This is a genomic window from Porphyromonas sp. COT-290 OH3588, from assembly GCF_000769075.1.
GTDB lineage: Bacteria > Bacteroidota > Bacteroidia > Bacteroidales > Porphyromonadaceae > Porphyromonas.
In genome coordinates, this window is sequence record NZ_JRFC01000014.1 from 301,612 (window position 1) to 325,959 (window position 24,348).

Consider the following 24,348-nt stretch of genomic DNA (forward strand, 5'->3'; position numbering starts at 1 on the left):
TGCCTCGTATATTATATAGTAAAGCCCACATCACTATGACTGACGAAAGCCAACGACACCCAAGCGATATGGAGGCGCTCATCGAGCGTGCCCATCAAGATGCTCACGAGGAGAAGATGACAACGCAGAGTTCAGCGACACAGGGCGATGAGCACGCCCAGCTCAGCGACGAGCAGCGAGAGCGCAGAGAGGCCGTACTCAAGCGGATTAGCGACCTAACGGAAGATGATACCACTACTGACTCTCTGAAGATAAGCGGGTGGATACAAACCAACGGCTCTAGGCTCGTACGACGCTTTGGCCTCTTCGGCATATTCTGCATAGTGCTATCGCTGCTGGCGGTGTTTTGGGGCGTCTATGTACCCATGGTAGATCGTAGGGTAAGCAAACTAGAGCAAGAGCTAGAGGATATCCGCTACAAGTCCCTATTCACCACGGCAGAGCTTATTAAGCATGAGCAGATCAGCACCATTACCCAAAACATCGAGAGTTTTGGGCTCGACCTTGAGCCCTCGACATACCCTCCCTACGAGATCGTGAACCACTCGGCACAAACCTCCAAATAGCACTCGGCATGGACAAGAAACAGCGTGTTACCCCACAACTCATCTATTGGCTGTTCGGGATAGGGTTTGCAATTATCCTCGTCGCTATATGTGCCAAGATGATCTTGATGATCACGGGGCAAGACGGCGAGCAGTGGCGCAAAGTCGGGCAGACACTGCACCGCCCAGAGCCCATACAGTTGGAGCCCATACGTGGCTCTATCTACGCCTCGGACGGCCGTCCCGTGGCGATCACGGCACCCTCGTACAGACTATATCTAGACTTCAATGCTGGGGCCATCCGCTTGGCGCACAACGACAGCCTCAAGATGCCCAAAGACAGTGTGCTGAGAGCCAAACGCCAAGCCCTACGCAACCAGCTTAGCCGAGAGCTAGACTGGCTAGAGGTGCGCCTCGATAGCCTCTACGGCATCAAGACCAAGCCACAGAGAGAGCGCTGGAGCAAAGCCTTCCGCAAGAAGCATCGCTACTGCCTCGTAGCTCCTCTCGACATCAGCTACCTAGATCTGACTCAGATCCTAAGCCAAGCCCCCTTTGCCCACCACTACGAGCATGGGCGTCTCAAAAAGAAGAGCCTGCTGCGCCAGATGCTCATCACCGAGGAGCGCTCCAAGCGCATCAACCCTTTCGGCTCGCTCGCTCTGCGTACCATTGGCTCTGTCTATGCAGAGAAAAAGGACGGCCTCTCGCAGGGCAAACAAGGCCTAGAACTACACTACGACTCTCTGCTTCGGGGGCAAATAGGCGAGGGCGTCAAGCGCTACAATGCACAGCGCTACAACCTCAAGGTAGTCACGCCTCCTAGATCTGGCATGAACATCTACACGACGCTCGACATGAACAAGCAGAATCTGCTCGAGGGCATCATGCGTAATCGGCTCGGCAGCCTCAAAGCGGGTAGTGGCACTGCTGTGCTGATGGAGGTGCAGACAGGTAAGGTGCTTGCCATAACTAACCTCGAACGCAACAGCGAGGGTGTATACCGTGAGACGATGAACTATGCCGTGTCGGACATGAGCGAGCCGGGCTCAACCTTCAAGGTAGCCTCTATGATGGTCGCCCTCGACGACGGAGTAGTCAGCCCCTCGGACAGTATCGACGTGGGCAATGGTGGTTGGACGGTGGGCAAGCGCCTTCTCAAAGACCACAACTACGGGCGAGGCTACGGACGTATCTCCGCCTCGCAGGTCATCGAGCGATCGAGCAACGTAGGTGTAGCCAAAATCATCGTCAAGGGCTACGCCAATCGCCCCGACGACTATGTGCAGAAGATCCGTGACTTAGGCTTCGGGCTAGACCTAAAGCTAGAAATACCGGGGGCGGCTCAGGCCAAGGTGCGCAAGAGAGCAGACAATCCCAACCGCTGGTATGGGACGACGCTGGCGTGGATGAGCTTCGGCTACGAAACGCAGATACCGCCTATCTACACACTCGCCTTCTTCAACGCCATCGCCAATGGGGGCAAACTTATGCGCCCCTACATGGTCACTCAGATACGTGACGACGAGGGTGAGATCGTCGAGCAGCAAGAGCCGACCGTACTCAAAGAGAGTATCTGTAAGCCTACGACACTCTCTGCACTACAAGATATGCTCCGCAAGGTCGTAACCGATGGAACTGGGCGCAGCCTACGCAGCGATGTCGTAGCCATTAGTGGTAAGAGTGGTACGGCTCAGATTGCCCAAGGCGGTAGCTATAGCGGCCCAGATGGCAAGACGCACCAAGTTTCGTTCTGTGGCTACTTCCCTAGCGAGGCGCCACGCTACTCAATGATTGTGGTTATCCGTAATCCCTCCAAAGAGTTCGCCGCTGGCGGAGGCTCTATGGCTGGCCCTGTGATCCGTGATTTGGCTGAGCGCCTCATCTCTATGGAGACGCCACGTAGCCTAGACTCTATCCCACAACCCTCTGTTGCGCAGCAGCGTATGGCCATAACCTCGGGGAGGAAAGGCACGCTACAAGCCCTGCTACATCAGGTAGACGGGCGGTACCAAGCCAACGCCGAGATCGCTGCCGAGGAGTATATCCACTTAGACACCGAGCTCCACGAACACAAGCTCCCCAAGGCTCCAGCAGGATCAGTACCCAATGTCGTAGGGCAGAGTGCAACAGACGCGACACACACACTGCTGAGCCGAGGCTATATCCCTCGCTTCTCGGGTAGCGGTCGAGTCGTAGGGCAGAGTATCCCAGCAGGCGCCAAGGCCAAGCAAGGCACCAAAATCAACATCACTCTAGGACAATAAGCATCAAGAAAAGGGTTCGGCAAGCCTAGGTTCTGCCGACCATCAAACTCATTCTCAACTATGTTATTGACAGAACTACTGCGGGCGACGGCCTCTAGAGGCATACAGCCAGAGCAGATCCCATACGAAATCCTTGGCTCGGCCGAGGGCGTAGAAATAACGGCATTAGCCGAGGACTCACGCAAAGTGAGCGAGGGTACTGCATTCGTGGCCGTACGTGGCGTGGCTGTAGACGGACATAGCTACATAGACAAGGCCATAGCCTCTGGAGCCAAGGTGGTAGTGACCCAAGAGCGCCCCGAGGCACCTCGGCTGGATGTGTGCTACATCGTCACGCCAGATAGTAGAGAGATGCTCGGGCGTATGGCCTCGGCTTGGCACGGACACCCTAGCCAGTCGCTCAGGGTAGTAGGTGTGACGGGGACCAATGGCAAAACAACTATCGCTACCCTACTCTACAAGCTGTATATGTCTGCAGGCTACCCCACGGGGCTCATCAGCACCGTACGCAACTATGTCTGCTCCGAGGCAATAGACACCACCCACACCACCCCCGGCGCACTAGAGCTACAAGCATTGCTGGCTCGCATGCGTGATGCTGGGTGCTCCTTCGTCTTCATGGAGGTGAGCTCGCACGCTGTGGAGCAGAGGCGCATCGCAGGGCTCTGCTTCGAGGGGGGTATCTTTACCAACCTCACGAGAGATCATCTCGACTACCACGGCACACTCAAGGAGTATCTCTATGCCAAGAAGCGCTTCTTTGACCTCCTGCCTAGAGAGGCTTTTGCCCTAAGCAACGCCGACGATCGCAATGGCGAGATCATGCTACAGAATACCTCTGCCAGACGCAAGCTCTATGCGCTACATACTCTAGCAGACTTCAAGGGGCGTATCCTAGAGCAATATGCAGACAGTACTCTGCTCGAGCTCGATGGGCAGGAGATATCGGTACGCCTAGTAGGAGCCTTCAATGCCTACAACCTACTAGCTGTCTATGCTACCGCTTGTTTGCTAGGAACGCCTAGAGAGGAAGCACTACGCTACCTCTCGACACTAACCTCTGTCGATGGTAGGCTCGAGGCACTACGATCGCAGAGGCGAGGCTATACCGCCTTCGTGGACTATGCACACACCCCCGATGCTCTGAGCAATGTGCTACAAACTCTCGACGACCTAAGGCAAGGAGCACGGCAGAGTGATGCTCGCATCATCTGCGTTGTGGGCTGTGGTGGAGATAGGGATCGTGGGAAGCGTCCGCTTATGGCCACGGAGGCGCTCCGCTATGCCGACCTAGTCATCTTAACCTCGGACAACCCACGCAGCGAAGACCCCGAGGCTATTCTAGATGAGATGCAGGCAGGCATTGGAGTTGGAGATGAGTACCGTGTACAGCGTATCACCGATCGAGCCAAGGCAATACAAGCAGCTTGCTCGATGGCTCAGCCACACGACCTAGTGCTCGTGGCAGGTAAGGGGCACGAAACCTATCAAGAAGTCAAGGGTGTACGCCACCCCTTCGACGACAGAGAAGTCATTCGCCAGCAGTTTACCACCGAGTAGCAGCACTATCTGCACTAGCTCTACAGATAAATATCATCACTATGCTATATCATTTATTCGACCTTATCCAAGACTGGGGCATCCCTGGTAGTAGACTTTTTGCTTATGTTTCTTTTCGTACTGGGCTAACCTTGATCCTTGCGCTCTTAATCACGACGATACTAGGGCACAAGATCATTCGCTACCTGCAACGCTTGCAGATCGGGGAGAGCATTCGCGACCTAGGTCTAGAAGGCCAGTTGGCCAAGCGTGGTACCCCGACGATGGGTGGTCTAATCATCATTCTAGCCATTCTAGTCCCTACCCTGCTTTTCGCTCGGCTAGACAATATCTACATTCTGCTGATGATCCTCACCACTGTACTGATGGGGCTACTCGGCTTCCTTGACGACTACATCAAAGTCTTCAAAAAAGACAAAGAGGGTCTACCCGGGCGATACAAGATCGTAGGACAAGTATTCCTCGGCCTAGTCGTAGGACTAACCCTATATCTAAGCCCTGCTGTGGTAATCAAGGAGAATAGCGAAATCACGACCCACAGTGGCACGAGGGAGATCCACTTCTCTCAGGTGGATAGCAAGAGTACCCAAACCACTATCCCATTCGTCAAGAACAACAATCTCGACTATGCCAAGCTCCTACCCCTAGCAGACGGTACGACCAAGACTCTACTAGGGTGGGCGATCTTCGTAGCGATGACGGTTTTCATTGTGACCATGCTCTCCAACACGGTCAATCTGACGGACGGTATCGATGGCCTAGCCTCTGGCTCTTCGGCGATTGTGGGCGTTGTACTTGGGGTATTGGCCTATGTATCGTCACACTTCCAGATGGCAAGCTACCTCAACATCATGTTTATCCCCGGAGCAGAAGAGCTGGTAATCTTAGCAGCGGCTTTTGTGGGTGCAACGCTCGGTTTCCTTTGGTATAATGGCTTCCCAGCTCAGGTCTTCATGGGCGACACAGGGAGCCTTACACTAGGGGGAATCATCGGTGTATTTGCGGTAATCATACGCAAGGAGCTACTACTACCTATACTCTGTGGGGTTTTCATCATAGAAGGAATATCCGTTATCCTACAAGTAACTTACTTCAAGTACACCAAGCGCAAGACAGGCGAGGGGAAACGGATCTTCCGTATGTCCCCTCTACACCACCACTATCAGAAGGGAGCAAATAGTGGTATCGAGTGTCTGTGGAATAAACCACGTACGGCACTCCCCGAGGCTAAGATCACGATGCGCTTCTTCCTCATTGGTATTATCCTCGCTGTACTAACGGTAGTAACCCTCAAAGTGCGCTAGGCAGACCGAATCTAATAGCCCAAGGTTAAACAGAGGGCGGCTAGGCAATATCATTGGTTTTGCCTAGCCGCTCTACTCATTGTAATACCGTGCAGAAACGAACTCCCAAAGAGATCGCTGGCTCTTTGGGGCTTTTTGAGTAAGTTTGTGCTCCGTATTAATAGGAAAAGCAAACTTAATGAGTGGCAGATCGCTAGCCGAAGAGCTAGAGCAGGTCATACAAGATAGGGCAGGACTATTCGCCTACTGTAGCCCGGGGACGTGTGTCCCTAGGCTTTTTCTATTTGCCACTGACGAGATACGGACATATTGCTCGTGGGCATCGCTCCCCGATAGCAAGGGCTTCCTAATAGCTCCTTTTGCTCTATCACCCTCCACACCCATTGTTTTCCTCCCTTTAGACGGCAAGACCGACTTAGCTCAAGACTATATCTGGCCTACAGTCACCGAGGCTCCCAGTGAGCAACAGCTCCGACATGAGCCAACGGAGGCTTACCGCCACGCCTTCGGGACATTCGCCCAAGCCTTAGCTTCAGGGCAGTTCGACAAGCTCGTACTTGCTCGGCAAAAAACCTCTGCCATGCAGGCACCTATCGATCCCATAGCGACTTTCGCCTGCGCCAGTAAGCTCTACCCAGATGCCTATACATATATATTATATACCCCCGCCACTGGGCTATGGCTTGCTAGCACTCCAGAGCTCCTGCTCTCGGGGAGCTACAATAGCTGGCAGACAATGGCTCTGGCTGGCACGCTACCAGCGGAGGCTATTGAACGAGGCGGATGTTGGAGCGACAAGAACATTCGCGAGCAAGCCCTCGTGACTACCTACATCTGCGACAGGCTTTCCTCTCTAGACATAGAGACTCATACGAGTACTCCCTACACCGTCAGGGCAGGACGACTAGTCCATTTGCGTACAGACATTGCTTTCTCCTTGGCAGAGAGTAACTCTATCGGGCAGCTGGTCGGGTCCCTACATCCCACTCCTGCTGTATGTGGCCTACCCAAGGAAGAGGCAATGCAGTTCATCATAAGCCACGAGCCAGAGGGGAGAAGCTACTACTCTGGTTGCCTAGGACTCATTGATCCCGAGGGGGATACAGCCCTCTACGTCAATCTAAGGTGCTTGAGCATCGAGAGCGGAGTAGCTAGGCTATACGCAGGCGGAGGATTGCTACCCAACTCAACGCTACAAGACGAGTGGCTAGAAACTGAGCGGAAGATGCAAACCATGGGAGCGGCACTCAGATAATAGATACAAAACCATGTACTCGGACAAACCCAATATACTACAGCTAGTAGCCCTACTCAAGACACATGGCATACGCCAAGTGGTGCTATGCCCCGGTAGCCGCAATGCAGCCATCGTGCATAGCCTAGCAGTGGATGCAGACTTTGTATGTCATCGGGTTACGGACGAGCGTAGCGCAGGCTTCTATGCCATAGGCTTGGCCCTCTCTACGCAGAGCCCAGTGGCGGTGTGCTGTACCTCGGGGAGTGCAGTGGTCAATCTATTCCCTGCCGTTACCGAGGCTTACTATCAGGGCGTCCCGCTTGTCTTGATCACAGCAGATAGACCAGAGGCATGGATCGGACAGATGGACGGACAGACAATGCCTCAGCGGTCAGTCTTTGGCTCACTTGTCCACTCTAGCGTTTATCTCCCAGAGGGCAAAGACGAGGAGGAGCTCTGGCATATCAATAGGCTCATCAACGAGGCTCTACTCGCAGCGACTCATCATGCAGGAGGGCCAGTACACATCAACGTTCCGCTCTCCGAGCCACTATTCAACTTCACGACTAAGCAGTTACCCAAGGTGCGTACCATACGCCGCCTCTCTCTCTCGGCTCTGTCGGATAGCTCTGGAGCGAACAACCTAATCAGGCAGCTCAAACAGATTGGCGCACAAGCAAAGCGCATTATGATCCTCGTCGGGCAGCTTCCTCCCTCCCAAAGGCAAACACTTCAGCTCCTAGAGGCTCTGCTGCCCAAAGCTGTACTCCTCAAGGAACACTTGTCAGGGCAAATCGACTCAACGAGTGAATTTATAGATAACTTCGACGCCCTGCTCGCTGGCCTTAACTATGGGGAAGCCAACGACTACTGCCCAGATCTACTCATCACTCTAGGTGGACATATTGTATCGAAGCGAATTAAGCAATTCGTTCGTTCATACAAACCTCGTGAGCATTGGCACCTATCCCCTAGGGGTGAGGTAGTAGACCTATTCGGTGGGCTTACCTTAGTTATCGAGGGGGAGCTCAAGAACTGGGAAGGTTGCCTTTTTGACGAGGCAATACACTGGGGTGATAGTAGCTACCGCCAGCTCTGGCAGGAACACTCTAGCCGACTAACCCAACCTCAATTCCTCTACTCGGCCATGCAGGCTGTCGGCTCGCTACTCGCTCTGATGCCTAACGGATGTGCCATACATCTGGCTAATAGCTCTGCCGTACGTCACGCTCAGCTCTACCCTCTGCCTCACGATACCGAGGTCCTGTGCAATAGAGGGATTAACGGGATTGAGGGCTCGCTCTCAGCGGCTCTGGGTTATGCTAAAGCATCGGAACGTACAAACTTCATCATCATCGGTGATCTAAGCTTCTTCTACGATATGAACGTGCTTGGGGCAGACAAGGTCGGGGAGAACGTGCGCATCCTACTGCTCAACAACTCTGGGGGAGGCATCTTCAGAGGCCTACGCGGTATGCCACACGATGCGCCAAGCTTCGGGAGTATTATGGGCGCTCATGGACAATCGGCTAAGGCTTGGGCGGAGGACTGTGGATTGGTCTACCATGCGGTGCGCTCCAGCGAGGAGCTAGAGCAAGTCCTACCAGCCCTCTGCTCAGAGGAGGCGTCAAGCCCTCTCGTCGTGGAGGTATTTACCTCTATGGACGAGGATACAGAGCTACTACAAGCATATTACCAACAATTATAAAAGCATAAGATTATGGCTAAACGAGAATGGACTACAATCCGTGAGTACGAAGAGATTCTCTTCGACTTCTATGGCGGCATCGCCCGTATTACGATCAATCGAGAGCGTTATCGCAACGCATTCACCCCAACGACCACAGCAGAGATGAGCGATGCCCTGCGCATCTGTCGTGAAGAGGCCGACATCAGTGTCGTAGTCATCACTGGGGCAGGAGATATGGCCTTCTGCGCTGGTGGCGACCAAAACGTCAAAGGCAAGGGCGGCTACATCGACAAGAACGGCGTGCCACGCTTGAGCGTCCTAGATGTACAAAAACAGATCCGCAGCATTCCCAAGCCCGTCATCGCAGCAGTCAATGGATTTGCCATAGGCGGCGGACACGTCTTGCACGTGGTTTGCGACCTTACCATCGCCTCTAAGAATGCTCGGTTCGGACAGACTGGACCTCGTGTGGGTAGCTTCGATGCTGGCTTCGGGTCATCTTATCTAGCTCGTATCGTAGGGCAGAAGAAAGCTCGTGAGATCTGGTTCCTCTGTCGCCAATACGACGCACAAGAGGCTCTAGACATGGGGTTAGTCAATAAGGTGGTTGCACTCGAAGACCTAGAAGACGAATATGTACAGTGGGCAGAGGAGATGATGCTGCTCAGCCCTCTGGCTCTACGTATGATCAAGGCAGGTCTTAATGCCGAGCTAGACGGTCAAGCTGGTATTCAGGAGCTAGCAGGCGATGCTACGATGCTCTACTACCTCACAGATGAAGCTCAGGAGGGTAAGCACGCATTCCTAGAGAAGCGCAAACCTGACTTCAAGAAGTTCCCCAAACTGCCCTAATCCCACTAGGCAAAAAATGGAAGCCCTCGGCTAGCATCTCTAAAGAATGCGCTAGCCGAGGGCTTCCATTTTATATATTCAGAAGTTACTTTCTGATAAAGGTTCGGCTATCGCCTTGAGCTTGTGGGAGAATAAGCATATCGGCGATATTGACATGATCGGGGGCACCAATCATAAAACATAGACAGCTTGCGATGTCTTCACCCGTGAGGGGTTGGTAGCCATCGTACACTTTATCCGCCCGCTCTTGATCTCCGTGAAAGCGAACGAGGGAAAACTCTGTATTAACAGCACCCGGAGCGACCTGCGAAACTTTAATTCCCTGCCCTACTAGGTCTACACGCATGCCTCGAGTTAGGGCATCGACTGCGTGCTTGGTAGCACAGTAGACATTACCATTGGGGTAGACTTCCTTACCAGCAATGGAGCTGACATTGATAATATGCCCCGACTGCTGCCTGAGCATATAGGGGATAATAGCCTTAGAAACATAGATCAAGCCCTTGAGATTGGTATCGATCATCGCTTCAATATCCGAAAAGTCAGCCGTGTCGAAACCGTCCAACCCAGAGGCTAAACCCGCATTGTTGATAAGAACGTCTATACGCTCCACACTCTCGGGCAGCTTGGCAAAAGCGACATCGACAGCCACCTTATCTCGCACATCGAGCGTGATAGTGTGTACAGATGTACCAAGTAGCCGCAGCTGCTCGGCAAGTGCAGCAAGGCGCTCCTCACGTCTGGCTGCTAGAATGAGCTTGCCACAGCCTTTTTGAGCCAGCATGCGGGCAGTTGCTTCACCAATGCCAGAGGTTGCTCCCGTGATTAGAACGCAAATGTTTTGGAGATCTTTCATTTCGTTTTAGAAGTCTAATGTGTTTATATTAATAGGCTCAGACAAGCGACTCATCATAGATGAATCACTTGATCACAAGCCTCGGCTACCGCTGAGTGATGTGTGATGAATAAGATGATACGTCCGCCAAGATGCTGGCGTAGATTTTTTAGAAACGCCTGCTCTGTTGCTCCGTCTAGAGCGCTCGTTGCCTCATCTAGCAGGAGGATACGCCCGGGGCGCAGGAGGGAGCGTGCGATAGCGATGCGCTGTGCTTGTCCCTCAGAGAGGCCAGCGCCTCGCTCCCCTAGTACTGTATCCAGACCATGAGGTAGATCGAAAACGAAGTCTGCCGATGCAATCGATAGTACTTCTCTCAGGCGCCGATCATCGGCCGTAGCATCGCCCACCAATAGGTTATCCCGTATCGTACCGCTGAAGAGGGAATTACCTTGTGGCACGTAGATGAAGTTGGAGCGTGTCGCCTCGCTGATCCGCAACGTACGCTGCTCCGAGATCAGCTCCAAGCGCCCCTCGGTGGGGTGCACCAAACCAAGTAATAGGCGCAGCAGTGTGGTTTTGCCAGCACCAGTACGCCCCATCACCGCAACCATGGAGCCAGCCTCTACCGACATCTCGAAGTCACGGAAGACCCAAGGACTATCCTCTTCGTAGCGGAAGCTCACCTGCGAGGCCCTCAGACGAAGCACCTCGCTAAGAAGCGTACGCTTATCCCTCTGCTCGACCTTAAACTCAAGCAAATTAACTAGACGATCGATCCCAGCCTTGGAGGCTATGATAGTAGGGAGCGACCCCATAAGGTCGATCATCGGACGCTGAATACGATTGACCAACTGCAAGAAGATCGTCATCATACCAAACGTGATCGTCCCATGCTTAAGTCCATAAGCACTCCAAAGAAAAGCAATGATATAGCCACCACTAAAAGCGGCACTAACCATCATGTTGGCATAGATGGTCAGACCTATACGTTGGCGGACGTTGCGGTAGAGCTTCCCTTGGTTCAAGCGCAGGTGGTCAATCTCAGCCTCTTGCCGCTCAAAGGTGCGAATGACTGTCTGATTGCCCAAAGCCTCCTGCATCTGCGAGTTGATGCGACTCTCGGTCTGCTTGATCTGATTGCTAAAATCAAGCATACGACGGTAGAAAGCCTTACTAAAAAGCAGGACAAGTGGCATGCCGACCCCAAGGATAATGGCCAATACAGGGCTCAGGACATAGAGCATGACCAAAGATGCTGCAAGCTGAGCTCCGCTGAGTATGAAGTTGGGCAGAGCACTCGTCAAGAGCATCACCAAATCGTCCGTATCCTTAATAATACGGGTGAGCATATCGCCACTATGGATCTGTCCAAGACTCTGCCAGCGAGCATAGAGAAGATGTGAGAATACTTTGTGCCGAATGGTATTACCCATCAAAGTAGATGTACGCCCTGTAAGCCAGATATTGCACAGACGCAGTAGAGCTTGGGCGGCGAGGGTAATAATCAGCCAAATAGAATACTGAACCCAGCTCCCCTGCATATCCCCCGTAGCAATATCAATGACACACTTGCCCAGCCACACAAAAAGTAATGCTACGGCGATGTAGGCAAAGCCCACAAGGATCATCAAGATCAGCGACCACTTGTAGCCTCGGACAAGATAGCGAACAAACTCAAGCATAACTTCTGATCTTATTTAGTTGTCTTGGCAAATAGCAATTTGATACGATTACTGATAGCTACCAGCGGAGTCATACGGATATGCTCTGGAGCTACTGCACCGATACGCAGGCTCCGGGCGAAAGTTTTGCGAAACATAAACCAACGTCTAAACCAGATATTGGAGAACTTCTTGCCTGCGAAGGTTTCCATACCGAAGTTCCCTCCTCGGAAGATGTCTTGAATAATGAGATCGGATAGACGAATACTCTCCTCGTCTTGTGGCAAGTCGAAAGGGAATATCTCGGGGCGTACACCTAGGTAGCGCACAGTCGTCAGGGCAAATAGGCGCATAGGGCGAAGCAAGTCTAGCTGATCGGCCAGCATTTGGTATTGATCGACATCTAGTTCATCTTGATGATCGGTAAGCAAAACGATCCAGTCACAAACCTGTCTTAGCCCGATGCCAAGATAGCAGAAATGGTGAAGAATATGCTGGAAGACGTAGACGGCATTGAGCTCTTTGGGAAGTGTGCGGTAGGTTAGCCCCTCGAGCTCTAGCAAAGCGAAGTCGTCTTGCTCTATCAGAGGGCGAAGCATCTGGGCAAAAGCTCTATCGTAACGTTTCTGACCAAAGTAGGCAGGGACTCTATGGTTCTCCACAGCTACCTTGCCTCTATAGTAGAGTTGCTCGTAGAGGGAATGCCCGATGAGGCGATAGCCTTGGGCTACCGCCCACTCATTGGCTCGCTCATAGTCGCCCGTACGGTAGAGATAGAGGTCTAGGTCACCCGAGCTACGCAGTAGGGGCTGAGGATAATAGTAAGCAAGGGTTTGCCCTTTGAGCAGGACAAAGGGCAGATCCTCGGCTTCGTAGTCTGCACGTACAGCTTGTAGGGTCTGATTGATGCGTTTATTGCCTCGCTCTACCATATCAACCTGTAGGGCCAAACGTAAGCGAAATTCCCGATCTTGTGGCATCGCCTCTCTAGGCAAGCTCAGAATACGGTCTGCGACAAGTGCAGGCACGCTCTGCCTGAGTGCTATGCGCTCAATAGTTCGCCATTGCTCATCGGACACCCCCTCGAATAGGGAGGCCTCTGGCTGCTGATTATGTATGGCGGAGGATAGAAGATGGAGGAATAAACGCTCCTCGGCTGTGATCACGGACATACGCTTGGTTGGGCAGATAGGCTACGAAGAAGTGCTAGACGGAGGCTAGGCTTAGCTAGGATTGTACGCAGACAGGGAGCAGTACTGGCACAGGGCTCACTCAAGGATCCCAACCTCTCTGAGTTTGTCTATCAGTTTAGCCACATCGGCTAGTGCCTCCTCATGGCTAACCTCATAACGCTCGGTCAAGAGCTTAGCCCAGAGCTCAGCATCAAACTCTTTGCCCTGTACAGACTCGATGAGGTAGACAGCCGTTTCGTTTAGACCAATAGCCTTCGTGTAGTCAAGGTGATCGCCTACATCAGCGATCATGATATATTCGTCTGCTATCTTACGCAGGGACAAATTGTCTTTTACTCTCATATTTACTTAGGATTTCTCTCACAAAGATACGAAATATCCATACAGCAGAGGCTGTACTGCCTCTCATCACGATGAGATAAGCAGCACAGCCTCTATGCCCAAAACTCGGATTACCTACTTCTTGCGGAAAAGGCCTACCACAAAAAGGATAACGCAGGCACCAATGGTAGACACCACAAGCTGTGGCCAGAAGCTCTCGCCAGCCTCGGCGCCCAATAGGCTATACACCAGCCCACCAACGACGCTACCAAGCAACCCCAAGATCATGCTCTTGAGCCACCCCATAGAGCCCCCACGCATTATAGCCGAGCCAATAAGACCCGCAAGCAATCCGACAATGATTGTTCCAATCCATCCCATAGTTTTATCAATTTTTCGAGTTAAACAATATGTATATCCTTCCATCTTCTCCGTCAAGTAAATGCTAGAGTACAATAAATACTCTGCACAAAAACCTAAAACGAGAACGGGATATACCGCTAATTTACGAATAAATATCCGAATTTGCAAAAAAGTTTAACCCAAAGCCTCCATTTAGTCCATATCTACAGGCGCCACTTACCCCGATTGAGCTCGTTGAGCAAATAGCCTCCGCAGATCCCTGCAAACCCTCCCACAAGACCCGAGCCTTGAACCCCCGATAAATAAACGCTTGGCAGCACGACAAGGGGGATCATCGCCACGAGCAATAGGGCTAGGTAGCGCACACGCACCCCTCTCTTTTCCCTTAGATAGCGCATGAGCACGAGAGCGACATAGCAAGCAACAGTAGCTATAAGCACCTCTAGCACAAAATCAGCCCAATAAGATCTCGACTCCATACAAAGTATTTTTAAGGCATTCTGTATTCTTAGTAGCTATTTACATCGTATGCACAAAGATAACTATTCTCATCTGGAGAAATAGTGCAGACAACACACGAAGAGATATACCAGAGTAGAAGTATCTAATTGATGTAACGTATCTTGGTGGATTTGTGGCAAATTCATACCTTTGCATAAAAGATTTAAGATATTTATCCGCAATTAATAAAGAAGACGATGACAATCGAACAGTTTAATTTCTCTGGTAAGAAAGCATTCGTGCGTGTGGACTTCAACGTACCTCTAGATGCTGACTTCAACATCACCGACGACACACGTATTCGTGCCGCTCTACCTACCCTCAAGAAGATCATTGCCGATGGTGGTTCTGTGATCATTGGTTCGCACCTAGGGCGTCCCAAGAAGGTAGAGGACAAGTTCTCTCTGCGCCATATCCTCGCTCACGTATCTAAGCTCCTAGGCGTAGAGGTACAGTTCGCCAACGACTGCATTGGGGCAGAGGCTGTAGAGAAGGCTGCTGCACTCAAGCCCGGCGAAGCTCTACTGCTAGAGAACCTCCGTTTCTATGCAGAAGAAGAGGGTAAGCCACGTGGTCTAGCCGAGGACGCAAGCGACGAAGAGAAGGCCGCAGCCAAGAAGGCTGTCAAGGAGAGCCAGAAGGAGTTCACCAAGAAGCTCGCTGCTCTAGCAGACTGCTATGTCAATGACGCTTTCGGCACTGCACACCGTGCACACGCCTCTACGGCTCTGATCGCTGCATACTTCGACAAGGACAATAAGATGTTCGGCTACCTCATGGGTAAGGAAGTGAATGCTGTGGCTAAGGTTATGGAAGACATCAACCGCCCATTCACGGCGATCATGGGTGGTTCTAAGGTATCTAGCAAGATCGACATCATCGAGAACCTGCTGGGTAAGGTGGACAACCTCATTCTCACTGGAGCTATGACCTACACCTTCTTCAAGGCTGAGGGCGGCAACATCGGCAACTCTCTCTGCGAAGACGACAAGCTAGACCTAGCTCGTGAGATCGTAGCTAAAGCTAAAGCCAACGGTGTAAACCTCGTCCTAAGCACAGACTCCAAGATCGCTGATGCTTTCGCCAACGATGCCAAGACCGATTTTGCTCAGAACGACAATATCCCTGCTGGCTGGATCGGTATGGATATAGGCCCAGACAGCATCAAGGCATACGCCGAGGTGATCAAGGCCTCTAAGACAATCCTATGGAATGGCCCAACGGGCGTATTCGAGATGGACAACTTCGCCGATGGTACTCGTGCGGTAGCCGAAGCGATTGCTGATGCTACGGCAGCTGGCGCATTCTCTCTTGTGGGTGGTGGCGACAGCGTTGCTGCAGTGAATAAGTTTGGCTTTGCCGACAAGGTATCCTATGTGTCTACTGGTGGTGGCGCTCTTCTAGAGGCTATCGAGGGTAAGAAGCTACCCGGTATCGCAGCTATCGAAGACTAAGCAGCAGACAATAGCTAACATCACATAAAAAGGGGCTGTGGCAAAAATGAATTTCGCCACAGCCCCTTTTGCGTGCTTTAGAATGTGTAAAATGCAAGGATTGCATAAGCCGAGAGTAGAGCGGAGTTTACTCCAGCTATGACGAGGCGAGCAATCGTGCGTGAGAGGGCTCTAAGACTGAGCTAAAGGAAGTATACTGAAGTATGCAACCGAGCCAAATGTCGCAAGCAACACCTCCTTTTGTTTTATCTATTGTAAGCGTCTACTCCTCTACTGGGCAGGAATCAAGTCGAATCCCGTGTAAGGCACGAGTGCTTTGGGGATACGAATACCCTCGGGCGTCTGATGATTCTCCAGCAGAGCTGCTACGATGCGTGGCAGAGCTAGAGCACTACCGTTGAGCGTATGCACGAGCTGTACACCTGCCTCGCTATCACGGTAGCGGCACTTGAGGCGATTGGCCTGATAGCTCTCGAAGTTGGACACAGAGCTCACCTCCAACCAGCGCTCCTGAGCGGCAGAGTAAACCTCGAAGTCGTAGGTCAGTGCACTCGTGAAGCTCATATCACCACCGCTTAGACGTAGAATGCGCCAAGGGAGCTCCAGCTTCTCAACCAAAGTCTGCACGTATGCCACCATTTCGTCAAGACGCTGATAGCTACGCTCGGGCTTGTCGATGCAAACGATCTCTACCTTGTCGAACTGATGCAGGCGATTAAGTCCACGCACGTCCTTACCATACGAACCAGCCTCACGACGGAAGCAAGCCGAATAGGCGGTGTTGCGGATTGGCAAATCCTGCTCATTAAGAATCACATCACGATAGATGTTGGTTACCGGTACCTCCGCCGTAGGGATTAGATAGAGATTGTCTGCCGTGGCATGGTACATCTGACCCTCTTTGTCGGGGAGCTGCCCAGTGCCGTAGCCAGAGTCTTCGTTTACGACGTAGGGGGGCTGCACCTCTAGGTAGCCAGCCTCACGAGCATTGTCGAGGAAGAAGTTGATGAGCGCTCTTTGTAAGCGAGCGCCATAGCCCTTGTAGACAGGGAAACCAGCACCTGCGATCTTGACACCTAGCTCGAAGTCGATGAGGTCATACTTCTTGGCTAGCTCCCAGTGTGGCTGGGCATCGGGCGCTAGTGTAGGGATCTCCCCACCCTGAGATACACAGACATTGTCCTCGGCTGTCCTGCCCTCGGGTACAATCTCGGCTGGTAGGTTAGGGATCTGGTAGAGCTCTTGGCGTAGCGCCTCCTCGGCTTGCGCTTTCTCCTCCTCCATAGCTCTGCTCTGAGCCTTGAGGTCTGCCACACGTGTGCGGATCTTCTCGGCCTCTTCCTTGAGGCCTTGCTTCATCAGAGCACCTATCTCCTTGGCGATGCTATTCTGCTCGGCAAGTGCAGCGTCTAGTCTTTGCTGCATGGCACGGCGCCTCTCATCTAGCTCCAGCACACGAGCGATGGCGACTGAGCCATCGAAGTGCTTCTTGGCGAGGCGACGTACGACATCGGCAGTATTATCTTTGATTTGCTTCAGCGTAAGCATATAAACATTTGGTATGATGAATAAATAAGAGGTTGCCTAAGGCCGTATAGACCTTGTGAGGCAACCTCTTTTTTTAAGTTCTGAAAATCTCCTCTAGTTGCGGAGTAGATCGGATTATGCCTCTGCCTGAACAGAAACGTACGATCGGTCGTCACGCTTGCGCGTAAACACAACCTTACCATCTACTAGGGCATAGAGCGTGTGGTCCTTACCGATACCCACGTTCTCACCGGGATGGTGCTGCGTACCACGCTGACGCACGATGATGTTACCTGCCTTAGCGAACTGACCGCCAAAGAGCTTCACACCCAGACGTTTGCTTTCCGACTCACGTCCGTTCTTAGAACTACCTACACCTTTTTTATGTGCCATTATTCTGTTTCTTTTAAGCGGTTAATAATTATGCTACGATCTCCTTAACAAGAACTTCAGTAAACTGCTGACGGTGTCCGTTGAGCTTACGATAGCCTTTTCTTCTCTTCTTGTGGAAAACAAGTACCTTGTCCCCCTTAACCAGTGGGCTTACTACTTCGCAAACAACCTTGGCACCTGCGATCGTAGGTACACCTACCGTTACATTGCCTGCATTGTCTACTAGGAGTACCTTGTCGAACTCCACTACTGCACCACTCTCTGCACCCTTGATGTGGTGTACGAATAGGCGACGGCCCTGCTCAAGTTTGAACTGCTGTCCCTGAATCTCTGCGATAACGTACATTTGTTATACTAACTTATTAAAATTAGCCCCGTAAGGTGAGCGACTTAGGCCGCTACTTGACACCAACCCTACTTAGGAAAATCGTGCAAATTTACGGACTATTCTTCTAATTACCAAACCCATCTACCCTACCCCAAGTGTATGCTAACTCTACTCTCAACGTTCCGAACGCAGAAACCGCAAAAAATCATTAAAACGGAGAGTCTACTCTCGGGCTCATTTGAGCCGAACGGACAAGATCGGTCAAAAAATTGAAGGACTGGTTTTGCCAAGTTGTAGGACTACTCCCGAGCAGTGTGTCCATCAATCTCTCGGGATTGATGGGAAGAAAATCTCAAAAGTGCGAGTCAATCAGCCAAGAACGAAGGAGAAAATCAAATAACCAACTCAATATCAATACCCTACAAAAACCTCCTGTAAGCGATTATTTTCGGGCGTCTAGACAAGGGAGCCCCCAAACACAGCGAAACGCAATCTGAGGCCTTCTAGGGGGCAAATACGAGGTTTGCCATTTTTATCTCACCAGAGCGAACACCTCCCCACCAACATTCTGAAATATGACCGAAAATATAAATCCCAAGGCCCCACTTGTATTGGATTGTTAAAGCCACATGTACTCATGACCTCCCCAACAGCAGAGTTGCCCTCCATGATACCCAGCACCGGGCATCAATCATATCATGAAACCATTGCACAGCACTTATCTTCCCTTAATCACTTTCTTTTATCTTTGCATCAGTTTGTAACAACCTTAGTTGATAAGTCTAACTCTTAACATAACTTTCAGCAGTATGAATAAATGTCTTATAGTGGCGAGATGCCTACTTGCGGCTCTAATGGTAGGTCTCATTTTACCTAGCTGTAAAAAAGAACTTCCCAAGCCAGAGAAGCCCAAGGAAGAGGAGAAAAAGGAACAGCCTAAAAAAGACAACGAGAAGCAAGATGGCGAGAAACCCAATCCACCCAAGGACGACAACGAAGGGGACAAGCCGACCCCTCCTAAAGACGACGAAGGAAACAAGCCCAATCCACCCAAGGACGACAACGAGGGAGATAAGCCAACCCCTCCTAAAGACGACGAAGGAAACAAGCCCAATCCACCCAAGGACGACAACAAGGGAGATAAGCCAACCCCTCCTAAAGACGACGAAGGGAACAAACCCAATCCACCCAAGGATGACAACGAGGGAGATAAACCCACGCCTCCCACTCCTCCAACGCCTCCCACTCCTCCAGAACCACCTACTCCACCTACTCCACCAGCAACGGACCCTACGATGGTAGATGAAGAGCCGGGATTGCGCAACGTGGTGCTGCTCAACTTCACAGGGCAGAGGTGTACGTACTGCTACCGAAATGGTCAAAGCATCAGAGAGAAAGCCAAGGAAATTGGGGAACAGTACATTCCTGTATTCATACACGATAGCTACTCATACTCCCCCGATCTGTATTTGCGAGAAGCTGCCAAGTACTCTGCGCCACTCAACGTAAAGGGATATCCAAGCATTCGTTTCAACAACACGCCAGTGGAGAATCGTCCCCTAAACGAGATGCTAAAAGAGAAAGATCTCTACAAGGCCGAGATTGACCTTAAGCGTAATGGGCGGGAGATAACTCTGGAAGTCCTCACACGTGTATATAGCTCACAGAAATCCCTGCATAAGACGCCTCTAAACCTGCTAGTTTGGGTGGTAGAAGATGACCTGAAGTTCCGCCAAAGCTCGCCTATGGGCAACATCGAGGGCTACGTACACGACTTCGTCTTCAGAGGCTCTCTAAACGGAACTTGGGGACAGCAGATAGAGCTAGGCGAGAAAGCTACTATCAAGCATACACTTGGAGCTGTGGTCAAGAACCCAGAGAATGCATCAATCGTAGTATTCGTCATGGAGCGCAGGTCGCACCGATTCCTAGACGCAACCAAGATACCTCTAGCCAAGAAATAGAGGTAGCCCCTTTAAGCTAGGATCCCCCAGAGTGCATAAAGTACAAGACTCCAGAGCCGAGTTCGTACAAGTGACAACAAACTCCTCTATACCTAATATGAGATTCCTATACTGGTCAGCTATCTTAACCCTGCTACTCTGCTCGAGCATCAGCATCACGGCTCAAACTAGACTGAGCGGCTACGTAAAAGACGTACAAGATGGGCAAAACGTACCCTACGCAAGTATCCTGATCAAAGAAATCAACTCTGGCAGCATCACAGACGAGGACGGAGCCTTTAGTATTGAGCTACCTATAGGCCGCTATCATCTAGAGATTAGATCCCTAGGCTATGAAGCTAAGCAGCTAGAGATAGAAGTAACACTGGATAGTCAGCCGATCGAGATACGGCTCAAGCCAAGCATCGTACAGCTCAGAGCAATGGAGGTAAGCGCACGCAAAGGAAAAGAAGATCCCGCCTACCCCATTATGCGTAGGGTGATGTACCGAGTTCCCGTCTACCGCAGAGCTGTGGAGCGATACACCCTACAAGCATACACTCGAGCAGTCGCCTCTATACGCAAGCTCCCTCGCCTAATCAACGCAGAGATAGGCGAGGGCAAAGTGAAGCTACAAGACCTCGTGGGTAAGACTTTTGTGGAGGAGAAGATCAGCCGCATCTCGTACTCTAGCCCCAATACACTCGAGCAGGTTGTCCTCTCCAAACACTCGTCCATACCACAGGCTATCAAAGACGAGATGAACCTCGACAACGATAGCACAGACGAGTTGCTTGGCAGTGACTTCTATGCCCCTCACTTCAATGATATCCTTAACCCAATTACACCGGGAGCCTTCGGCAGATACAAGTATCGTCTACTCAGCCGTACCCAAGAGGGGGATCATGTCGTCTATCGCATCAGCTTCCGCCCTCGCACCAACCAGATAAGCCTAGCATCTGGGGAGCTAGAGATTATCGAAGGAGCTTGGGCTGCTCGCACGATGACCCTAGACATTGATCGCCTCGGCATGCTGAAGCAACGAGTCACCTACCAGCTGAGCCGAGTAAACTCGGGCATCTACCTCCCCACAACCTTTACCTCTAGCAGCAAGCTCCAAACCCTAGGCATCGATATGTCGATTAAGTATGTCGCCTCAATGCGCTACAAGAGTATTGAGCTAACCGCCGAGGCCAAGCAGTTTGCTCAAGATAGCCTCTCAAGCAATCGAATAAGCAATCGAGAGATCGAGCGGCACGAGCAGCTCCTCAACGCCCGACATCGACGCACGCCTAACACAACGGCCAAACGCCATCGGTACGAGAGGAGGCTCAAGGAGCAGGAAGAGAGCATACAACTCTCCATAAAAGACAGCATAGACACCTGCATTGATAGTGCCTATTGGCAGAGCGCACGCCCAATACCTATGCAGCGAGATGAGCGGGAGAGCTTCGTCAAGCTAGACTCAATCAATCTAGATTGGGCAAAAAAAGCCCAGCGACGCCCAAGCTCCATTGTCCTAGCACCGAGCGAAGAAAGCGGCGAGCCCAAAGTCAGAACTGCCTCTGCGAAGCCTAGCGCCATAGGTGTCATCAGCAGATTGCTTTTCTCTGGCAATCTATACCAAAAAGATGGTTGGCATCTAGGGACGACTAGCCGTGGGGGGCTTATTAGTCATGCTCTATACAACTACAATGTAGCCGATCAGCTCCAGCTTGGCCTACAACTGAACCTAAGCAGAGATATAGACAAACTCCGGAGGTGGAGCCTGAGCGGAGGCGCTTACTATTCGACCCGCAGACGAGCTGTACTCTGGGACGCAGAGCTCAGACTACTCCCTCTGTACAAGAAGAATCTAGACATCAAGCTCGGTATAGGTCGAGCGACTAATGAAATAGGGAATGAGCGCCAAGGTACCCTAGCAAAGCTCCTGTACAATACACTTACTGCGATCACGGGCAAGGGCTACTCTGCGCTCTACGAAGAGCAATATATCGACTTGACAGCCTCGATAATCCCAATGCCTGCACTAGAAATCAAAGCCTCGACCTCACTGCGTCGCAGTCAAGGTCTAGACCTTAGCCCCATCAAGACGTCCAGTAGCTGGTTTGCTAATCTGGGCTACTGGAGGCAAGCAGGCTGGCAAGGGTATGAGCATCTACAAAGCATCTTGCCACTGGGACACAGAGCGGAGTACATCGACCTGCGTACCGAGGCAACATGGAGCACTAAGCCCTACCACAAAAGGAGCCAATCTGGCTGGCTAAGCTACTACAACGATCGGCGTCTTGCTCCTATCTATCGCCTAGAAACACACACCAATATCCCCGTTGGGGTGGGTGGCTCAGCCTTTAGCTTCGTCAAAGGGAGCATGGAGCATACCATTAAGCTAAAACGTTATGTAGACGACTTTTTAGCTTATCGACTAGAGCTGGGCGGATATCTCTGGCGGGATCGAGTAAGTCCAGAGTCTGCCTATTACTTCAAGGGGAGCAACAGCATGATAGTTCGCTCAACATCGGGGACTAGTTTCTATACGATGAGCCCCTACACGGCACTAGATGGTCAATTCTTTGGCACGGCATCGATGGGATATGCCTCCAATCGGATTCTCGTCAATTACCTGCCTTTCTTGGTCAATCGTATGACGCAAGAGCAGATTCACCTCAAGTTGAGCTACCAGCAGCATCACTCCCCCTATGCAGAGCTCGCATATCTCTGGGGGCTGAAGCAATCTTTTTGGGTTGGCGTCTATGTGGGCGGAGCTATTAAGCCCAGTGCCTTCACGCCCTCTCTAGCCATAGCGGTACAAACCTCTCTCTAGTATGATCTCCTTGTGGCGAACTTTTAAGTTGCGACAAAGAGAAGCATAGACAATACTTCCTACAAAAGGGCTGACTTCGGATTGTGAAGTCAGCCCTTTCTTATGTCTGATTGCTTAGCTCCCTCGCCAGATGATTTTCATACTTCGGCCGAAGGCTCGTTGCTAAGACGTCTAAATTCTTGGTTTGAGTCGTCTAAAAAGTTCTGCTCTGACGTCTAAAAAGTTTTGTTTAGACGTCTAAATTCTATATTTCAAGACTCGAAATATATATTTCCAGCTTTGAGATATATATTTCTAAACTCGAAATGTATATTTCAAGTCTTGGTTTATACTTTTTATTAGGGGCTTTTCAACTTTTACTAGTACCATTTAGGACTTTTCTATGCACAAAAAGAAGAATTAACGTAAGGGAATAAGTGCTCTATTCGTCGTTTTATCTGTAAGACAGAGGGGTATTTGCCCTGCAAAATTGCTACCTTTGTACCCTTGTAAGTACATTAAAGACAGAATAGATGAATGTAGCAATCGTCGGCGTGAGCGGGGCTGTAGGGCAGGAGTTCCTACAAGTACTTAGCGAGCGCCCATTCAAAATAGATAGACTAGAGCTATTCGCCTCTGCACGCTCGGCTGGCAAGGTGATCAAGTTCCGAGGCAAGGACTATACGGTCAAGAAGCTCAAACACGGGGACGACTTCAAGGATATTGATGTCGCTTTCGTTTCGGCAGGGGGGAGCGTTTCGCTCGAGTTTGCCGATACGATCACCAAGCATGGTACGATTATGATTGACAACTCCAGTGCCTTCCGTATGTACGAGGACGTCCCTCTAGTGGTGCCAGAGGTCAATGCCAAAGACGCTCTAGTACGGCCCAGAGGTATCATCGCCAATCCCAACTGCACAACCATACAAATGGTAGTAGCGCTCAACGTGATCGAGCAGCTCTCACACATCAAGCGTGTGCATGTGGCGACCTATCAGGCAGCCAGCGGAGCCGGAGCGATGGGCATGGCTGAGCTAGACCGCCAGACCAAAGAAATCGCCGCAGGTGAGGAGCCTTCGGTTGAGAAATTCGCCTATCAGCTCGCCTACAACCTAATCCCCCAGATTGATGTCTTCACAGACAACGACTACACCAAGGAGGAGATGAAGATGTACCACGAGACTCGCAAGATCATGCATAGCGACATCATGGTGAGTGCCACTTGTGTACGTGTGCCAGTAACACGTGCACATAGCGAGGCTATCTGGCTAGAAACAGAGCAACCACTCGAGCTTGATGCCGTACGTGAGGCCTTCCGTGAGGCCCAAGGCATTGTCTTGCAAGACGAGCCTGCCGATCAGGTCTACCCCATGCCACTCTTCATCGCAGAGAAAGATCCTGTCTACGTAGGTCGCCTGCGTCGAGATCTAACCAGCCCCAATGGTCTGAGCTTCTGGTGCGTGGCCGACCAAATCAAAAAGGGAGCAGCCCTCAATGCCGTCCAAATCGCCGAGTGGCTCGACAGACAAGGGGAGTTTAAGAAGAAATAAACGCCTCTGCACATTAAT

Annotated in this window: 20 protein-coding genes; 11 read left to right on the top strand and 9 right to left on the bottom strand. The window is 51.4% G+C overall.

All coding sequences use genetic code 11. From position 1 onward, the window contains the following. Nucleotides 1-35: 35 nt before the first annotated feature. The 7 genes from HQ48_RS03070 to menB all read left to right on the top strand — a co-directional run bounded on the left by HQ48_RS03070 (nt 36) and on the right by menB (nt 9,455). Nucleotides 36-566, top strand: coding sequence for an FtsL-like putative cell division protein (locus tag HQ48_RS03070; RefSeq protein WP_152568298.1), 531 nt, complete (start codon nt 36-38; stop codon nt 564-566). Nucleotides 567-574: 8 nt separating this feature from the next. Continuing rightward, the gene (locus HQ48_RS03075) at nt 575-2,812 is read left to right on the top strand and encodes a penicillin-binding protein (protein WP_044231620.1); all 2,238 of its coding nucleotides are present in this window, start codon (nt 575-577) and stop codon (nt 2,810-2,812) included. 60 nt (nt 2,813-2,872) lie between these two features. Beyond that, nucleotides 2,873-4,372, top strand: a complete 1,500-nt coding sequence (locus HQ48_RS03080; RefSeq protein WP_044231621.1) for a UDP-N-acetylmuramoyl-L-alanyl-D-glutamate--2,6-diaminopimelate ligase — start codon at nt 2,873-2,875, stop codon at nt 4,370-4,372. Between the two features lie 41 nt (nt 4,373-4,413). Next, nucleotides 4,414-5,676, top strand: coding sequence for a phospho-N-acetylmuramoyl-pentapeptide-transferase (mraY, locus tag HQ48_RS03085; RefSeq protein ID WP_044231622.1), 1,263 nt, complete (start codon nt 4,414-4,416; stop codon nt 5,674-5,676). Between the two features lie 178 nt (nt 5,677-5,854). After that, nucleotides 5,855-6,931, top strand: a complete 1,077-nt coding sequence (locus HQ48_RS03090) for an isochorismate synthase (protein WP_044231623.1) — start codon at nt 5,855-5,857, stop codon at nt 6,929-6,931. A 13-nt stretch (nt 6,932-6,944) separates the two neighbouring features. After that, a complete protein-coding gene (gene menD, locus HQ48_RS03095; RefSeq protein ID WP_044231624.1) occupies nt 6,945-8,621 on the top strand; it encodes a 2-succinyl-5-enolpyruvyl-6-hydroxy-3-cyclohexene-1-carboxylic-acid synthase in 1,677 nt (558 codons plus the stop codon). 9 nt (nt 8,622-8,630) lie between these two features. Beyond that, the gene (gene menB, locus HQ48_RS03100; protein ID WP_152568299.1) at nt 8,631-9,455 is read left to right on the top strand and encodes a 1,4-dihydroxy-2-naphthoyl-CoA synthase; all 825 of its coding nucleotides are present in this window, start codon (nt 8,631-8,633) and stop codon (nt 9,453-9,455) included. An 85-nt stretch (nt 9,456-9,540) separates the two neighbouring features. Here menB and HQ48_RS03105 read toward each other — a convergent pair whose 3' ends face one another. From HQ48_RS03105 to HQ48_RS03130, 6 genes are all read right to left on the bottom strand, one after another. Further along, nucleotides 9,541-10,311 carry an SDR family NAD(P)-dependent oxidoreductase gene (locus tag HQ48_RS03105; protein ID WP_044231626.1) on the bottom strand — a complete coding sequence of 257 codons (771 nt, stop codon included), beginning with the start codon at nt 10,309-10,311 and terminating at the stop codon, nt 9,541-9,543. A gap of 53 nt (nt 10,312-10,364) precedes the next feature. Continuing rightward, entirely contained in the window at nt 10,365-11,975 is a 1,611-nt protein-coding gene (locus HQ48_RS03110; protein ID WP_052408947.1) for an ABC transporter ATP-binding protein, read from the bottom strand. Between the two features lie 11 nt (nt 11,976-11,986). Further along, nucleotides 11,987-13,126: a nucleotidyltransferase family protein gene (locus HQ48_RS03115; protein WP_052408948.1), complete on the bottom strand. Its 1,140-nt coding sequence runs from the start codon at nt 13,124-13,126 to the stop codon at nt 11,987-11,989. Between the two features lie 96 nt (nt 13,127-13,222). Next, nucleotides 13,223-13,489 carry a PqqD family protein gene (locus HQ48_RS03120; protein ID WP_044231628.1) on the bottom strand — a complete coding sequence of 89 codons (267 nt, stop codon included), beginning with the start codon at nt 13,487-13,489 and terminating at the stop codon, nt 13,223-13,225. 114 nt (nt 13,490-13,603) lie between these two features. Continuing rightward, nucleotides 13,604-13,849 (bottom strand): GlsB/YeaQ/YmgE family stress response membrane protein, encoded by a 246-nt coding sequence (locus tag HQ48_RS03125; RefSeq protein WP_044186605.1) that lies wholly within the window; start codon nt 13,847-13,849, stop codon nt 13,604-13,606. Between the two features lie 185 nt (nt 13,850-14,034). Further along, nucleotides 14,035-14,310, bottom strand: a complete 276-nt coding sequence (locus tag HQ48_RS03130; protein ID WP_044231629.1) for a hypothetical protein — start codon at nt 14,308-14,310, stop codon at nt 14,035-14,037. 219 nt (nt 14,311-14,529) lie between these two features. On the opposite strand from HQ48_RS03130, the gene pgk reads away from it, so the two are divergent. Next, nucleotides 14,530-15,786 (top strand): phosphoglycerate kinase, encoded by a 1,257-nt coding sequence (gene pgk / locus HQ48_RS03135; protein ID WP_044231630.1) that lies wholly within the window; start codon nt 14,530-14,532, stop codon nt 15,784-15,786. A gap of 270 nt (nt 15,787-16,056) precedes the next feature. On the opposite strand, the gene serS is transcribed toward pgk, so the two are convergent. The 3 genes from serS to rplU all read right to left on the bottom strand — a co-directional run bounded on the left by serS (nt 16,057) and on the right by rplU (nt 18,052). Then, nucleotides 16,057-17,334 (bottom strand): serine--tRNA ligase, encoded by a 1,278-nt coding sequence (gene serS / locus HQ48_RS03140; protein WP_044231631.1) that lies wholly within the window; start codon nt 17,332-17,334, stop codon nt 16,057-16,059. Between the two features lie 114 nt (nt 17,335-17,448). Then, the gene (rpmA, locus tag HQ48_RS03145) at nt 17,449-17,706 is read right to left on the bottom strand and encodes a 50S ribosomal protein L27 (protein ID WP_044186611.1); all 258 of its coding nucleotides are present in this window, start codon (nt 17,704-17,706) and stop codon (nt 17,449-17,451) included. A gap of 28 nt (nt 17,707-17,734) precedes the next feature. Then, nucleotides 17,735-18,052: a 50S ribosomal protein L21 gene (rplU, locus tag HQ48_RS03150; RefSeq protein WP_044231632.1), complete on the bottom strand. Its 318-nt coding sequence runs from the start codon at nt 18,050-18,052 to the stop codon at nt 17,735-17,737. A 791-nt stretch (nt 18,053-18,843) separates the two neighbouring features. On the opposite strand from rplU, the gene HQ48_RS03155 reads away from it, so the two are divergent. From HQ48_RS03155 to HQ48_RS03165, 3 genes are all read left to right on the top strand, one after another. Next, entirely contained in the window at nt 18,844-19,998 is a 1,155-nt protein-coding gene (locus HQ48_RS03155; protein ID WP_081969708.1) for an Omp28-related outer membrane protein, read from the top strand. A 97-nt stretch (nt 19,999-20,095) separates the two neighbouring features. Beyond that, nucleotides 20,096-22,801 carry a DUF5686 and carboxypeptidase-like regulatory domain-containing protein gene (locus tag HQ48_RS03160; protein ID WP_044231634.1) on the top strand — a complete coding sequence of 902 codons (2,706 nt, stop codon included), beginning with the start codon at nt 20,096-20,098 and terminating at the stop codon, nt 22,799-22,801. A 512-nt stretch (nt 22,802-23,313) separates the two neighbouring features. Beyond that, on the top strand, nt 23,314-24,330 hold the full coding sequence (locus tag HQ48_RS03165) for an aspartate-semialdehyde dehydrogenase (protein ID WP_044231635.1): 1,017 nt from the start codon (nt 23,314-23,316) through the stop codon (nt 24,328-24,330). The last annotated feature ends 18 nt before the right edge of the window (nt 24,331-24,348 follow it).

Excerpts from the sequence above, each read along its gene's own strand:
- HQ48_RS03075 (WP_044231620.1), top strand. The coding sequence starts at position 575 with ATGGACAAGAAACAGCGTGTTACCCCACAACTCATCTATTGGCTGTTC.
- HQ48_RS03110 (WP_052408947.1), bottom strand. The coding sequence starts at position 11,975 with ATGCTTGAGTTTGTTCGCTATCTTGTCCGAGGCTACAAGTGGTCGCTG.
- mraY (WP_044231622.1), top strand. The coding sequence starts at position 4,414 with ATGCTATATCATTTATTCGACCTTATCCAAGACTGGGGCATCCCTGGT.
- menD (WP_044231624.1), top strand. The coding sequence starts at position 6,945 with ATGTACTCGGACAAACCCAATATACTACAGCTAGTAGCCCTACTCAAG.
- HQ48_RS03090 (WP_044231623.1), top strand. The coding sequence starts at position 5,855 with ATGAGTGGCAGATCGCTAGCCGAAGAGCTAGAGCAGGTCATACAAGAT.
- rplU (WP_044231632.1), bottom strand. The coding sequence starts at position 18,052 with ATGTACGTTATCGCAGAGATTCAGGGACAGCAGTTCAAACTTGAGCAG.
- HQ48_RS03155 (WP_081969708.1), top strand. The coding sequence starts at position 18,844 with ATGAATAAATGTCTTATAGTGGCGAGATGCCTACTTGCGGCTCTAATG.
- rpmA (WP_044186611.1), bottom strand. The coding sequence starts at position 17,706 with ATGGCACATAAAAAAGGTGTAGGTAGTTCTAAGAACGGACGTGAGTCG.
- HQ48_RS03130 (WP_044231629.1), bottom strand. The coding sequence starts at position 14,310 with ATGGAGTCGAGATCTTATTGGGCTGATTTTGTGCTAGAGGTGCTTATA.
- serS (WP_044231631.1), bottom strand. The coding sequence starts at position 17,334 with ATGCTTACGCTGAAGCAAATCAAAGATAATACTGCCGATGTCGTACGT.
- HQ48_RS03160 (WP_044231634.1), top strand. The coding sequence starts at position 20,096 with ATGAGATTCCTATACTGGTCAGCTATCTTAACCCTGCTACTCTGCTCG.
- HQ48_RS03115 (WP_052408948.1), bottom strand. The coding sequence starts at position 13,126 with ATGTCCGTGATCACAGCCGAGGAGCGTTTATTCCTCCATCTTCTATCC.
- HQ48_RS03105 (WP_044231626.1), bottom strand. The coding sequence starts at position 10,311 with ATGAAAGATCTCCAAAACATTTGCGTTCTAATCACGGGAGCAACCTCT.
- HQ48_RS03125 (WP_044186605.1), bottom strand. The coding sequence starts at position 13,849 with ATGGGATGGATTGGAACAATCATTGTCGGATTGCTTGCGGGTCTTATT.
- HQ48_RS03165 (WP_044231635.1), top strand. The coding sequence starts at position 23,314 with ATGAATGTAGCAATCGTCGGCGTGAGCGGGGCTGTAGGGCAGGAGTTC.
- pgk (WP_044231630.1), top strand. The coding sequence starts at position 14,530 with ATGACAATCGAACAGTTTAATTTCTCTGGTAAGAAAGCATTCGTGCGT.
- HQ48_RS03070 (WP_152568298.1), top strand. The coding sequence starts at position 36 with ATGACTGACGAAAGCCAACGACACCCAAGCGATATGGAGGCGCTCATC.
- HQ48_RS03080 (WP_044231621.1), top strand. The coding sequence starts at position 2,873 with ATGTTATTGACAGAACTACTGCGGGCGACGGCCTCTAGAGGCATACAG.
- HQ48_RS03120 (WP_044231628.1), bottom strand. The coding sequence starts at position 13,489 with ATGAGAGTAAAAGACAATTTGTCCCTGCGTAAGATAGCAGACGAATAT.